Here is a 12,581-nt window from a genome sequence, read left to right as displayed (position 1 = left end):
GGCGGCTTGGGGTACCACCAATCTGTTATGCCGCGATAATAAACGTCACGCTGTGAGGGTCCAGCTTTGAATTTTCAAAAAGTAAGATTGGGCGCGGGCCTGTATTTTGTTGCCACTCCGATCGGTGCGGCGCGCGATATAACGCTCAGAGCGCTGGATGTGCTGGCCTCGGCTGACGTCATTGCTGCCGAAGACACGCGCAGCTTGCGCCGGTTGATGGAGATTCACGGCGTACCGCTGGATGGGCGACGAATCCTAGCCTATCACGATCACAGCGGCGTCGGCGCGCGCGGCAAAATCCTTGATGCGTTGCAGGACGGGAAGTCTGTCGCTTATGCATCTGAGGCCGGAATGCCGCTGATCGCCGATCCGGGATACGATTTGGGGAAGCAGGCCGCCGAAGCGGGTCATACGGTGACCTGCGCACCGGGACCGTCAGCGGCGCTAATGGCGCTGACACTGGCCGGGCTGCCGACGGATGCATTCTTTTTTGCGGGCTTCTTGCCGAACGCGACCGGCGCGCGCCGGTCGCGGATCGAAGTATTGCGGGACGTGCCGGGCACACTGGTGTTTTACGAATCTCCGAAACGCGTAGCGGCGTGTTTGTCGGATCTTGCAACCGTGCTAGGCAATGACCGTCAGGCCGCAATGTGCCGCGAACTGACAAAGAAATTCGAAGAGGTTCGTCGCGGGACGTTGGAAGAACTGGCGGCCAACCTGCATGGGCAGACAGTCAAAGGTGAAATTGTTCTGCTCGTGGACCGCGGACATTCAGAAACTGTTAACGAATCCGACGTAGAAGAGGCGTTGAAACGAGCCTTGGAAACCCATTCAGTTCGCGACGCGGCCGATCTGGTATCAGAGATGTACAAGCTGCCGCGCCGCCCGATCTATCAGAAGGCTCTGAAATTGGGAAAGGGATGACATGGCTGCACGATCCGTTCGAAGTTCGGTGTCCTATCATGCCGGGCAGGCGGCGGAGCAGCAGGTTGCGTCAAATTATGAACAACGCGGCTATTTCATCCTGAATCGCCGCTGGCGCGGCGCCGGTGGGGAGATCGATCTTATTGCGCGCGACGCTCACGGGATTGTCTTTGTCGAAGTGAAAAAAAGTGTCAGTTTCGATGCCGCTGCCGCCCGGATCAATCGGCGCCAAATGGATAGGATCTGCGCATCGGCGGCCCAATTCCTGGAAACCGAACCAAACGGGCAATTGACCAATGTGCGGTTTGACGCGGCTTTGGTGGATGCCTCGGGCGCCGTTCAAATTATCGAAAACGCCTTCGGTTTAGCCTGATCCCCATTGAACCCCCGACGTGGCTGGGCCATGTATCTGGCGTGAAACTGAGGGACACGCCATGAAAATCGCCTTTCAGATGGACCCAATCGGGGCCGTGGATATCAATGCCGACAGCTCATTCCGTCTGGCCGAAGAGGCGCAGGCGCGCGGACATACGCTGTTTTTCTACAGCCCGGATCAGCTGGCCTATCAAGAGGGGCGGATCACCGCGCGCGGTCAGGACATGAAAGTTCAACGGGTGGCGGGCAATCCGGCGGAACTTGGCCCCGAACGTGAAGTGGACCTGGCAGAGTTCGACGTGATCTGGCTGCGTCAGGACCCGCCGTTTGACATGCATTACATCACATCGACCCACTTGCTGGACCGTCTAAAGGGGCAAGTATTGGTTGTGAATGATCCGTTCTGGGTGCGGAACTACCCCGAAAAACTACTGGTTCTGGATTTCCCGGACCTGACGCCGCCCACAACGATTGCGCGGGATCTGCAGACCATCAAGGCGTTCAAGGAAAAGCACGGCGACGTCATCCTCAAACCGCTTTATGGCAATGGCGGTGCCGGAGTTTTCCGGTTGGACGCGAATGATCGCAACCTGACGTCTTTGCATGAGCTGTTCACCGGGTTCTCGCGCGAGCCTTTGATTGTTCAGAAATTCCTGCCGGATGTCAGCAATGGCGACAAACGTGTGATTCTGGTTGATGGTGAAGCCGTAGGTGCGATCAACCGCGTACCGGCCGCGGGCGAAACACGTTCGAACATGCATGTAGGCGGTCGTCCCGAAAAGATTGGCCTGTCCGAGCGCGACCTGGAAATTTGTGCCGCGATCGGACCGCTGCTGAAGGAAAAAGGCCAGATATTTGTCGGCATCGACGTGATCGGCGATTACCTGACGGAAATCAATGTGACCTCGCCAACAGGCATTCAAGAGCTAGAGCGGTTCAACGGCGTGAACGTCGCCGAAAAAATTTGGCAGGCGATTGAAGCCAAGCTTTAAGATGCCGCCTTGGCGCTGATACGAAAGCTCAGCGCCTCGGCTATATGAAGGCGCCGGACATCCGGCGCCCCGTCCAGATCAGCGATAGTACGCGCTACACGCAGGATGCGGTGAAAGGCGCGGGCAGACAGGCCAAATCGCTCGGCTGCCTTCAGCAACAGGTCTTTGCCTTCAGCATCCGGGGCAGCGATTTCATCCAGCAATTTACCCTCGACATCGGCGTTCTGACGGGTGGACGGTGTATCGCAAAACCGCTCTGCCTGAATCGACCGGGCTTGTTCGACGCGCGCGGCAACGGTGGCGGAACTGTCACCCGAGGGTGGTAGGTCCAGATCGGTGAATCTGACCGGGGGCACCTCAATCCGCAAATCAAACCGGTCCATCAACGGCCCGGAGATTCGGCTCAGGTAATCCTCTCCGCAAACAGGTGCGCGGGAACAAGCGCGCCCGGGATCGGTGAGGTAGCCGCATTTGCAAGGGTTGGCCGCCGCGACCAGCATGAACCGGCAGGGGTATTTCACATGGGCATTTGCACGCGCGACCATGACCTCTCCAGTTTCAATAGGCTGGCGTAGTGTCTCTAGAACCGTGCGTGGGAATTCCGGGAACTCGTCCATGAACAGAACGCCGTTGTGGGCCAGTGAAATCTCGCCCGGCTTTGCCCCCCTGCCGCCACCAACGATCGCAGCCATGGACGCCGTGTGATGAGGTTCGCGAAACGGGCGGCTGCGGCTGATCCCACCTTCGTCCAATAGCCCGCACAACGACTGAATCATCGAAGTTTCTAACGCCTCGGTCGGTGTCAGCGGCGGTAAAATCCCGGGCAGGCGTGCAGCCAGCATGGATTTGCCGGAACCGGGTGTGCCGGTCATGATCAGATGGTGCCGACCTGCTGCGGCGATTTCCAGGGCGCGCTTTGCACGTTCTTGCCCTTTGACGTCGCGCAGGTCACGCGCGCTGGGCTCAAGTGTGACTTCGCCGGGCTGTGCGGCGGATAGCGGAGACTGGCCAGAGAAATGCCGCACCAGGTCCCCAAGCGACCCAGCGCCGATCACCTGTGTTGCATCAACCCAAGCAGCCTCGGCACTAGAGGCACGGGGGCAGAGCAAGGCCCGATCCTCAGCCGCCGCAGTCATTGCAGCGGGTAGGGCACCGACCACAGGCACTAGTGAGCCATCCAAAGATAACTCGCCCAGCGAAACCGAACCTTCGGCGGCGTCCCGCGGAATGATCTCTAACGCGGACAGCAATGCAACAGCTATAGGCAGGTCGAAATGGCTGCCTTCTTTGGGTAGGTCGGCAGGCGACAGGTTGATAGTGATCCGTTTTGACGGCAACGCGATGGCCATCGAGCTCAGCGCGCTGCGGACGCGGTCCCGCGCCTCCGACACGGCTTTGTCGGGCAGCCCGACGATGGAAAATGCGGGCAGGCCCGGTGAGACGGCGCACTGCACCTCGACCGGGCGGGCATCGACCCCTTGAAAAGCAACAGTGTGGGCGCGGGCAACCATGAATGACCTTTTTTGGTTAACAGGTCGTTGCTGCCACGGCTGCGGTTTAAGAATCGTTAACGGCGCGGGTCATCTCGGTGAATTTTGGCCAGGCACCGGGATCAGCGACTGTTTTGTCACGGCAAAACTGGTTGCAGAACCCCCAACGCTGGCCGTTCAGTTCAAGAACTGCGGTGATGGCTTTGCCGGAATAGGGGCAGGCGTCGTTGATTGACATATTTCCGTTCACGGCTTTTGCCTGAGAAGAACCGGCAATTGGCCAAGGTTCGGATGGCAGGTCCACGGGGTATGGAAAAGGGTCGTAGTTGACCGTCAGCCCCATCGCACGCCACTGGCGGACAGAAGCATCCGACAGCAAATTAAGGCAGTATTCGCGATTGGCCTCAGCGACTGGCAAGCCATAGCCAATAATCCGTGCCGCGACCGGCGTATAGAACACGTCCGCAAGGGAATAGTGGCCGAACAAAGGACCGGAGTCCGCGCCTGACACATCACGGGCATGGGCCCACAAGGTTTCGATCCTTGCAAGATCGGCGCGTGTTTCGGTCGACGGAGCGAACCCCTGCCAGCACTGCTTGAGCTGCATTGGACACTGCCCGCGCAATGCGCCAAACCCAGCTACCATTTCAGCACATAGCCACCGCGCGGTGGCGCGCGCGGCGGGGTCTTTGGGCCAAAGCCCCGTTTCGGGATGTAGCTCGGCAAGGGTTTCCGCCATCGCCAGGCTTTCCCCAACCACGGTGCCGTCGGGCAATCGCAGGGCCGGGACAAGGCGGGCCGGCGCGAGGGGTTGCATATCCTCGGCCATGGTGCCGGAATAGAGGCCGATCATGTGGGAACGATAGGGCAGGCCGAACTTTTCCAGCATCAGCCACCCGCGCATGGACCAGCTGGAAAACAGGCGGTCTCCGATAAACAAATCAAAAGTCATGCGGCTAGGATGGCGTGGCCGATCCATTCCGTAAATCAGTGATTTGTGCGCGGTTGCATCACGGAAGATGATTGATCCGTCCGACAGACCAGCGATCGCCGTGATGCGTGATTTCGGTAACCGAAAGGTTGTCGATGCGATGGCCAAAAGCCTCTTGCGCGTCAACGTCGAGCGCCCTTTGGACCTGGGTTAGGATCACGCCAAAATGCGCCACGACCACCAGATCGCATCCTGTGTGTTGTTGGATCAATTGGTCAACGGCTGCGTCGACGCGTTCGCGGACCTCGTTCCAGCTTTCCCCGTTTAGGGGGCGCACATCGCCGGGGTTGTCCCAATATGCAAAGGCAAGTTCGGGGTCTTCAGCCTCAATCTCTTTGAAGGCGCGCAGCTCCCAAGTGCCGAAATTGATTTCGCGCAGCGCAGACTGATGTTGCAGCCGCCGCCGTGTGCCTTGAATGGCCGATGCAGTATCGGCGGCTCGGCTCAGGTCAGAGGAAACAAAGATAGCGTCCGCAGGCAGGTGGTCATGCAACCGGGCAACGGCGGCACGATCGCTGAGGTCAGCAGGCAGGTCGGACCAGCCAACCATCGTTTTGGCGTGGGTCGGGCCGTGACGCACGAGATGCAGACGTGTCAATCCAGTCGCCCCTTCAATACCAACGGCAGGCCAGCCGTGACTTGCACCACCAGATCGGCTTCGGCGGCCAATGCGATGTTCAGCCGTCCCTGCGCTTCGCGAAACCGGCGGGACAGCGCGTTGTCAGGGACGATCCCTTGTCCAACCTCGTTCGAGACGATGACGACCTGTGCGGAACACAGGCGTAGCGATTGTAAAAGCGCGCTTTGCGTCTGTTCCAGATCGTTTTCTGCAAGCAGGTGATTGGTCAGCCACATGGTGGCACAGTCGATCAGACAGACAGAGTTCGGGGGCAAATCCGCCAATGTCGGGCCAAGGTCAAACGGTGCCTCGATCGTCTTCCAGCCTTCGCCCCGTTGGGAAACATGGCGCTGGACCTTATCTTGCATCTCGTCATCAAACACTTGTGATGTTGCAAGATAAACCCTCTTTTTTCCTGATGAAACAACAAGATGTTCGGCAAAAGCCGACTTGCCCGAGGCCGCGCCGCCCAACACAAAGGTTAAATCCGGACTCACGATAATTACCTTCCATGTGATCCACCCGGTTTTGTTTTGCGTATCGTTCATAGGTCGGCAAAGCAACCCCGGCCCGCGCCTGTGAAAAGGGGAGATTTCAATGGCACTGGACAATGCGAACGACTTCTCGATGTCCCGGAGGGCAATGAAAGCCGAGCTTCTGGACGCGGAAACCGAATTAAAGTTGGCATATGCGTGGCGGGACGACCGCGATGAACAGGCCCTTCACCGATTGATCACGGCCTATATGCGGCTGGCCATTTCGATGGCGGCCAAGTTCAAACGCTATGGGGCGCCGATGAATGATCTGATCCAGGAAGCCGGGTTAGGCTTGATGAAAGCCGCCGACAAGTTCGACCCCGACCGGGGCGTGCGGTTTTCGACTTATGCGGTCTGGTGGATCAAGGCGAGCATTCAGGACTATGTGATGCGCAACTGGTCAATGGTGCGCACCGGGTCCACGTCTTCGCAAAAATCCCTGTTCTTCAACATGCGACGTGTGCAGGCCCGGCTAGAGCGTGAGGCCGCGTCCGATGGCATGGATCTTGACCGTCATCAATTGCATCAGATGATTGCCGCAGAGATCGGCGTTCCGTTGCGGGACGTGGAAATGATGGAAGGTCGTTTGTCCGGCTCCGATTTCTCGTTAAATGCCGTTCAATCGGCAGATGAAGACGGCCGGGAATGGATCGACGCGCTGGAAGATGAGCGCGAACAAGCCGCTGAAGCTGTCGAAAACAGTCACGATACCCAGCAATTGCGTGAATGGCTGGTGACGGCAATGCAGGCTTTGAATGATCGCGAGAGGTTCATTGTCCGCGAACGCAAGTTGCGCGAACCCGCCCGAACGCTGGAAAGCCTTGGGCAGGAACTTAGCCTGTCCAAAGAACGCGTGCGTCAGCTTGAGGCTGCGGCTTTTGTGAAAATGCGCAAGAACCTTGAAGCCCAATCGCGTGAGGTGCAACACTTCATCGCATGAAACATCTTGCGATTCTGCTTTGTGCACTGGTGGTTATGGCCAACCCTGGCCATGCCGATGAGCTGATACCCGACGACGTTGTGTCTGCGATGACGTCTGCGGACGTCGTCATATTAGGCGAAATTCACGACAACCCGCAGCACCACATCATTCAGGCCGAGGCGTTGAAGGCCATCAATCCCTCGGCGGTTGTCTGGGAAATGGTGACTGAAGAAGGTGCTCAGAGATTGGCGGACAAGGCCATTTCCGATCCGGAAGAGCTTGCCAGAATACTGAAGTGGCTCGAATCCGGCTGGCCGCCGCTTAGCATGTACTACCCGGTCTTTCAGGCCTCAGACGCGCCGGTTTACGGTGCCATGGTTCCGCGCGCGGCGGCGCGCGCGGCAATGGAACGTGGCGCTGCGACGGCTCTGGGTGCTGATGCTGCCCGTTATGGATTGTCGGTGCCACTGCCGAAGGATGAGCAGGTCGAGCGTGAGGCTGATCAACTCGCTGCCCATTGCAACGCAATACCAGAGACTGCGCTGCCGCAACTGGTCGCAATCCAGAGGTTGCGGGACGCGGTTCTGACAAGGGCCATATTGCGCGCTGTGGATGATACCGGTGGACCGGTTGCGGTGATCACTGGCAATGGTCATGCCCGTATGGACAGAGGGATTCCAACCTTTCTGTCCCGGCTACGCCCCGGTTTGAAAGTTTTCGTGCTGGGTCAGTCCGAGAATGGCGTCATTGACGGTGAGTTCGACGTTGTGATCGACAGCCCCAGCATCGAACGTGAAGACCCTTGTCTGGCGTTTGAGACACAGAATTAACCGCTGGAACTGTCCGTTGGCCTTGCCTAATGTCGGGCCGACCGGGACGGGAAGGGCAAAATATGCTGGCATCGAAACGCATTCTTCTAATCATCGGCGCTGGAATCGCGGCCTATAAGTCGCTGGATCTGATCCGGCGGCTGAAAGAGCGTGGTGCCTCTGTAACACCGGTTCTGACAGGCGCGGCCGAAGAGTTCGTGACCCCGTTGTCGGTGTCGGCGCTGGCCGGAGAGAAGGTTTATCGCGATCTGTTCGACCTGACGGATGAGGCCGAGATGGGCCATATTCAGCTGTCTAGGTCCGCCGATCTGATCGTGGTCGCACCGGCAACGGCGGACATGATGGGAAAGATGGCGGCTGGGCTAGCCAACGATCTGGCCTCGACCCTGCTGATGGCGACAGATACCCCGGTTTTGTGCGCACCGGCGATGAATGTCCGCATGTGGGACCATCCGTCAACACAGCGCAATCTCAGGCAACTGCAGGCAGATGGTATTCGGTTCGTTGGCCCAAATGAAGGCGACATGGCTTGTGGAGAGTACGGCCCAGGCCGGATGTCGGAGCCGCTTGAGATTGTGGCCGCGGTCGAGGCGCAACTTGGCAACGGTCCCCTGAAGGGCAAGCGCATTCTGGTCACCTCCGGCCCGACACATGAACCGATCGACCCTGTGCGCTACATCGCCAACCGGTCCTCGGGCGCGCAGGGCACCGCGGTGGCACGGGCGTTGTCTGCGCTGGGCGCTGATGTGGTTTTTGTTACCGGCCCTGCCGATGTTTCACCGCCCGAAGGGGTGCAGGTTATCCGCGTGGAAACCGCGCAGCAGATGTCTGACGCGGTCGACGCTGCACTGCCGGTAGATGCGGGTGTGTTTGCTGCTGCGGTTGCGGATTGGCGCATGGCGGCGGCTTCAGACAAGAAGCTGAAGAAAAGCCGCGATGGTCTTCCGTTGCTGGAGTTTGCTGAGAACCCCGACATCCTCAAACGCGTGTCCAGGCTGGATGCGGGGCGGCCGACGTTGGTGGTTGGCTTTGCCGCAGAAACTGACAACGTGCTTGAACACGCCACTGCGAAACGCGCGCGCAAGGGCTGTGATTGGATCGTCGCCAATGATGTCAGCCCTGCGACGGGCATCATGGGGGGATCGGAAAACGCGGTCACCCTGATCTCGGACGAAGGGGCCGAAGAATGGCCGCGCATGGACAAGGATGCAGTGGCGCAACGTCTGGCGCAAAAGATCGCCGACGCTCTGACAAGCTGAACAAGAGGTGCAGTGATGGTAGCAATTCGTGTGATCCGCGAAGACGGGGCCGATCCGGCCATCGCTTTGCCGGCTTATGAAACGACTGGCGCGGCGGGAGCGGATGTCAGGGCGAATCTGCCGAATGGAAATTCGATCATGTTGGAACCGGGGCAGCGCGCTTTGATTCCCACGGGGCTTCGGATCGAGATTCCAAACGGTTACGAGGTGCAGGTACGACCCCGATCTGGACTTGCGCTGAAATACGGGATTACCCTGCCTAATACGCCCGGCACGATCGACAGTGACTATCGCGGCCCGCTGGGGGTGATCCTGCTGAACGCCGGTCAGGAAAGTTTTGAGATTGCGCATGGCGAACGCATCGCGCAACTGGTCGTCGCCCCAGTCGTGCAGGCTGCGTTTGAACCCGTTGAGGTGCTCAGTGACACAGATCGCGGCGCAGGCGGTTTTGGCTCGACTGGACGCGGCTAATGCTTCTGGTTCTGATCCTTACCGGTGCTTTGTGGGGCATTGGGTACGTGGCGGGGGTGTCCCGAACTGCTCGCTCTGTGTCGGTCAGCGTTTTGCTGATCGGAGTACTTGTTATCCAACTGACGTTGCCGGGTGGGCACCCGCTGCGCGAGGCAACCGGCGGGTCTGCAGCCTTGTGGTTGATCCTAGGTGGTGCCGCGGTTTTGGTGTTGAGTTATGGCAAGGTGCTCAAAACGCTGCGCAACCGTGCCGCGCCACAGCCAGCCGAGGAAACCGCGATGCAGTCTGACAAGTTCTCTGAGACCGAGCTGGAGCGGTATGCCCGCCATATCGTCCTGCGCGAACTGGGCGGGCCGGGGCAGAAAAAGATGAAACAGGCCCGTGTGCTGGTTATCGGCGCGGGCGGTCTTGGTGCGCCGGCGTTGCAGTACCTTGCGGCGGCTGGCGTGGGCACCATCGGTGTGATCGACGACGATATTGTTGAAAACGCCAATCTGCAACGGCAAGTGATCCATCGCGATGCCGACATTGGCATGCCCAAGGTTTTCTCGGCCCAGCAAGCCATGCAGGCGCAAAACCCTAACGTGATTGTTCTGCCCTACCATCGTCGTCTGACTGATGAGATTGCAGCAGACCTGTTCGCTGATTTCGACCTGATCCTCGACGGTACCGACAATTTTGACACGCGCTACTTGGCCAATCGTACTGCGGTCGCACTGGGAAAACCGCTTATTTCAGGTGCTCTGTCGCAATGGGAAGGTCAGCTGAGCGTCTTTGACCCCGCCAATGATGCGCCTTGTTATCAGTGTATCTTCCCCGAGGCACCGGCCTCCGGTCTGGCCCCTTCCTGTGCCGAAGCGGGGGTTATTGGTCCGTTGCCCGGCGTTGTGGGGTCGATGATGGCCGTTGAGGCGATCAAGGTGATCACTGGGGCCGGGCAGGCTCTGCGCGCCGAAATGCTGATCTATGACGCGCTCTATGGCGAAAGCCGCAAGATCACCCTGGCCCGACGCTCTGATTGCCCCATTTGCGGAGAAGTCGACGCGTAAGCCTACTGTCGTGCTAGATTGGCTATAGATTTCGGCTGTATCGCGGGCACCCCCTCTGGACCATTTCGGCCCGCCTCCCTAGCTTGACCAGCAAAGGAGATCCGCATGACCAACCCGATCCTGTCCGCCTGGACCACTCCATTTGAAATCGCGCCATTTGCCGAGATTTCGGATGATGATTTTGCGCCTGCATTGGACAAGGCGATGGCCGCCCATAACGCGCAGATCGACGCGATTGCCAACAATTCCGACCCAGCCAGTTTTGCAAATACAATCGAGGCACTTGAGGCGGCCGGAGAGCAGATGGACAAGGTGCTGTCTGTCTTTTTCACCGTTTCGGGTGCCGACAGCAACCCGGCACGGCAAGAGCTGCAACGCGCGTTTTCGCCCAAACTCTCGGCGCACTTTTCGGGGATTTCGTCTAACAAAGCTCTGTTCCAGCGGGTGGCGGATCTGTGGGCGCGCAAGGATCAACTGGACCTGACCGATGAACAGGCCCGCGTTCTGATGCTGACCCATCGCGGTTTTGTGCGCGCTGGTTCGGCTTTGGAAGGCGATGATGACACCCGCATGCAAAAGATCAAGTCGCGCCTTGCCACGCTGGGGACGTCCTTCACCCAGAACCTTTTGGCGGACGAGCGCGAATGGTTCATGAACTTGACCGAGAATGATCTGGAAGGATTGCCGGGTTTCGTCGTGGATGCAGCCCGCGCTGCCGGGGAAGAGAAGGGTGCTGATGGTCCTGTCGTCACTCTGTCGCGGTCGTTGATTGTACCGTTCCTACAATTCTCACCGCGCCGCGATCTGCGTGAGAAGGCGTATCGGGCTTGGACCGCGCGTGGTGCCAATGGTGGTGAAACGGACAACCGCGAGATTGCGGCCGAGATCCTGAACTTGCGCGAAGAACGTGCCAAGCTATTGGGATATTCCAGTTTCGCGGACTACAAACTGGAAACCGAAATGGCCCGAACGCCGAACCGCGTTCGCGATCTGCTGATGCAGGTTTGGGGGCCGGCAAAGGCAAGGGCTGACGCCGACGCCGAAACCTTGACCGCGATGATGCAGGAAGATGGCGTCAATGGTCCGTTAGAGGCGTGGGACTGGCGCTACTACGCCGAAAAGCGCCGCAAGGCTGAACATGATTTGGATGAAGCTGCGCTGAAGCCGTACTTGCAGCTAGATCGTATGATCGAGGCCGCCTTTTCCTGCGCCAACCGGCTGTTCGGGCTGGAGTTTGCCCCGCTGGATGTACCGCTTTATCACTCCGATTGCCGGGCTTGGGACGTAACACGCGACGGGCAGCATATCGCTGTTTTCATCGGTGACTACTTCGCGCGGGGTTCCAAACGATCGGGCGCATGGTGCAGCGCCATGCGGAGCCAGGCAAAGTTCCCCGAGGTACAGGCCCCCGTCGTGATCAACGTTTGCAACTTCGCCAAGGGCGACCCGGCGCTGCTGTCTTATGACGATGCGCGCACGCTTTTCCACGAGTTCGGTCACGCATTGCACCAGATGTTGTCCAACGTGACCTATGAAAGCATCTCTGGCACCAGCGTCGCGCGTGACTTCGTAGAGCTTCCCAGCCAGCTTTATGAACACTGGCTGGAGGTGCCCGAAGTACTGGCCGAATTTGCAACCCATGCCGAAACTGGTGAACCGATGCCGCAAGATATGCTTGAGAAAGTTCTGAAGGCCGCGAATTTTGATCAGGGGTTCCAGACCGTGGAATACGTAGCCTCAGCCTTGGTCGATCTGGCGTTCCACCAAGGCGAAGCGCCAGCTGATCCGATGGCGAAACAGGCCGAGGTTCTTGATGGTATCGATATGCCGCATGCCATCGGTATGCGCCACGCGACACCGCATTTTGCTCATGTCTTCGCTGGCGATGGCTATAGCTCGGGCTATTACAGCTACATGTGGTCCGAGGTCATGGATGCCGACGCATTCGCGGCCTTCGAAGAAGCCGGGGGAGCCTTTGACACAGAGCGCGCCAAAGCACTGGAGGACAATATCCTGTCTACCGGCGGCTCGCGCGAAGCTGAGGAGCTGTATCTGGCGTTCCGCGGGCGTTTGCCAGGGGTCGAGGCGCTGTTGAAAGGTCGCGGGCTTATCGCGACCTGACC

At 58.9% G+C, this 12,581-nt stretch carries 13 protein-coding genes; 9 read left to right on the top strand and 4 right to left on the bottom strand.

Annotated elements, in window-relative coordinates; translation table 11 throughout:
* Positions 1 to 66: 66 nt before the first annotated feature.
* The 3 genes from rsmI to gshB all read left to right on the top strand — a co-directional run bounded on the left by rsmI (position 67) and on the right by gshB (position 2,291).
* Positions 67 to 924 carry a 16S rRNA (cytidine(1402)-2'-O)-methyltransferase gene (gene rsmI, locus AC2FD9_RS15185; RefSeq protein WP_058278756.1) on the top strand — a complete coding sequence of 286 codons (858 nt, stop codon included), beginning with the start codon at positions 67 to 69 and terminating at the stop codon, positions 922 to 924.
* Position 925: 1 nt separating this feature from the next.
* Positions 926 to 1,297, top strand: coding sequence for a YraN family protein (locus AC2FD9_RS15180; RefSeq protein WP_058273496.1), 372 nt, complete (start codon positions 926 to 928; stop codon positions 1,295 to 1,297).
* 61 nt (positions 1,298 to 1,358) lie between these two features.
* Positions 1,359 to 2,291: a glutathione synthase gene (gshB, locus tag AC2FD9_RS15175; protein ID WP_496837644.1), complete on the top strand. Its 933-nt coding sequence runs from the start codon at positions 1,359 to 1,361 to the stop codon at positions 2,289 to 2,291.
* On the opposite strand, the gene AC2FD9_RS15170 is transcribed toward gshB, so the two are convergent.
* From AC2FD9_RS15170 to cobU, 4 genes are read right to left on the bottom strand one after another with little or no spacing between them, the layout of a single operon-like run.
* On the bottom strand, positions 2,288 to 3,802 hold the full coding sequence (locus AC2FD9_RS15170; protein WP_496837642.1) for a YifB family Mg chelatase-like AAA ATPase: 1,515 nt from the start codon (positions 3,800 to 3,802) through the stop codon (positions 2,288 to 2,290). The genes gshB and AC2FD9_RS15170 overlap by 4 nt on opposite strands.
* A gap of 46 nt (positions 3,803 to 3,848) precedes the next feature.
* Positions 3,849 to 4,733 (bottom strand): glutathione S-transferase, encoded by an 885-nt coding sequence (locus tag AC2FD9_RS15165; protein ID WP_496837640.1) that lies wholly within the window; start codon positions 4,731 to 4,733, stop codon positions 3,849 to 3,851.
* Positions 4,734 to 4,791: 58 nt separating this feature from the next.
* Complete coding sequence (locus tag AC2FD9_RS15160) at positions 4,792 to 5,370, bottom strand: histidine phosphatase family protein (protein WP_496756376.1); 579 nt, start codon at positions 5,368 to 5,370, stop codon at positions 4,792 to 4,794.
* Complete coding sequence (cobU, locus tag AC2FD9_RS15155) at positions 5,367 to 5,939, bottom strand: bifunctional adenosylcobinamide kinase/adenosylcobinamide-phosphate guanylyltransferase (protein ID WP_496698815.1); 573 nt, start codon at positions 5,937 to 5,939, stop codon at positions 5,367 to 5,369. Before cobU ends, AC2FD9_RS15160 begins: the two co-directional genes overlap by 4 nt.
* Positions 5,940 to 5,988: 49 nt before the next feature.
* Between cobU and AC2FD9_RS15150 the strand changes: the two genes are divergently transcribed.
* The 6 genes from AC2FD9_RS15150 to AC2FD9_RS15125 all read left to right on the top strand — a co-directional run bounded on the left by AC2FD9_RS15150 (position 5,989) and on the right by AC2FD9_RS15125 (position 12,579).
* Positions 5,989 to 6,867 (top strand): RNA polymerase factor sigma-32, encoded by an 879-nt coding sequence (locus tag AC2FD9_RS15150; RefSeq protein WP_058273490.1) that lies wholly within the window; start codon positions 5,989 to 5,991, stop codon positions 6,865 to 6,867.
* Entirely contained in the window at positions 6,864 to 7,679 is an 816-nt protein-coding gene (locus AC2FD9_RS15145) for a ChaN family lipoprotein (protein ID WP_496837638.1), read from the top strand. Before AC2FD9_RS15150 ends, AC2FD9_RS15145 begins: the two co-directional genes overlap by 4 nt.
* Before the next feature lie 62 nt (positions 7,680 to 7,741).
* A complete protein-coding gene (gene coaBC, locus AC2FD9_RS15140; protein WP_496837637.1) occupies positions 7,742 to 8,938 on the top strand; it encodes a bifunctional phosphopantothenoylcysteine decarboxylase/phosphopantothenate--cysteine ligase CoaBC in 1,197 nt (398 codons plus the stop codon).
* 15 nt (positions 8,939 to 8,953) lie between these two features.
* A complete protein-coding gene (dut, locus tag AC2FD9_RS15135; protein WP_496837636.1) occupies positions 8,954 to 9,409 on the top strand; it encodes a dUTP diphosphatase in 456 nt (151 codons plus the stop codon).
* On the top strand, positions 9,409 to 10,458 hold the full coding sequence (locus AC2FD9_RS15130) for a HesA/MoeB/ThiF family protein (RefSeq protein WP_496837635.1): 1,050 nt from the start codon (positions 9,409 to 9,411) through the stop codon (positions 10,456 to 10,458). Before dut ends, AC2FD9_RS15130 begins: the two co-directional genes overlap by 1 nt.
* Before the next feature lie 105 nt (positions 10,459 to 10,563).
* Positions 10,564 to 12,579, top strand: coding sequence for a M3 family metallopeptidase (locus tag AC2FD9_RS15125; RefSeq protein ID WP_496837633.1), 2,016 nt, complete (start codon positions 10,564 to 10,566; stop codon positions 12,577 to 12,579).
* The last annotated feature ends 2 nt before the right edge of the window (positions 12,580 to 12,581 follow it).

It is taken from the genome of Ruegeria sp. YTSC230 (assembly GCF_059609665.1).
Note: the sequence above shows the minus strand (reverse complement) of the source record. Positions and strands in the feature narration are given on the sequence as shown.

What these genes read in the sequence shown, in the direction of transcription:
- AC2FD9_RS15145 (WP_496837638.1), top strand. Translation starts at nt 6,864, where the DNA reads ATGAAACATCTTGCGATTCTGCTTTGTGCACTGGTGGTTATGGCCAAC.
- AC2FD9_RS15125 (WP_496837633.1), top strand. Translation starts at nt 10,564, where the DNA reads ATGACCAACCCGATCCTGTCCGCCTGGACCACTCCATTTGAAATCGCG.
- gshB (WP_496837644.1), top strand. Translation starts at nt 1,359, where the DNA reads ATGAAAATCGCCTTTCAGATGGACCCAATCGGGGCCGTGGATATCAAT.
- cobU (WP_496698815.1), bottom strand. Translation starts at nt 5,939, where the DNA reads ATGAACGATACGCAAAACAAAACCGGGTGGATCACATGGAAGGTAATT.
- AC2FD9_RS15165 (WP_496837640.1), bottom strand. Translation starts at nt 4,733, where the DNA reads ATGACTTTTGATTTGTTTATCGGAGACCGCCTGTTTTCCAGCTGGTCC.
- AC2FD9_RS15130 (WP_496837635.1), top strand. Translation starts at nt 9,409, where the DNA reads ATGCTTCTGGTTCTGATCCTTACCGGTGCTTTGTGGGGCATTGGGTAC.
- coaBC (WP_496837637.1), top strand. Translation starts at nt 7,742, where the DNA reads ATGCTGGCATCGAAACGCATTCTTCTAATCATCGGCGCTGGAATCGCG.
- AC2FD9_RS15150 (WP_058273490.1), top strand. Translation starts at nt 5,989, where the DNA reads ATGGCACTGGACAATGCGAACGACTTCTCGATGTCCCGGAGGGCAATG.
- AC2FD9_RS15180 (WP_058273496.1), top strand. Translation starts at nt 926, where the DNA reads ATGGCTGCACGATCCGTTCGAAGTTCGGTGTCCTATCATGCCGGGCAG.
- AC2FD9_RS15170 (WP_496837642.1), bottom strand. Translation starts at nt 3,802, where the DNA reads ATGGTTGCCCGCGCCCACACTGTTGCTTTTCAAGGGGTCGATGCCCGC.
- dut (WP_496837636.1), top strand. Translation starts at nt 8,954, where the DNA reads ATGGTAGCAATTCGTGTGATCCGCGAAGACGGGGCCGATCCGGCCATC.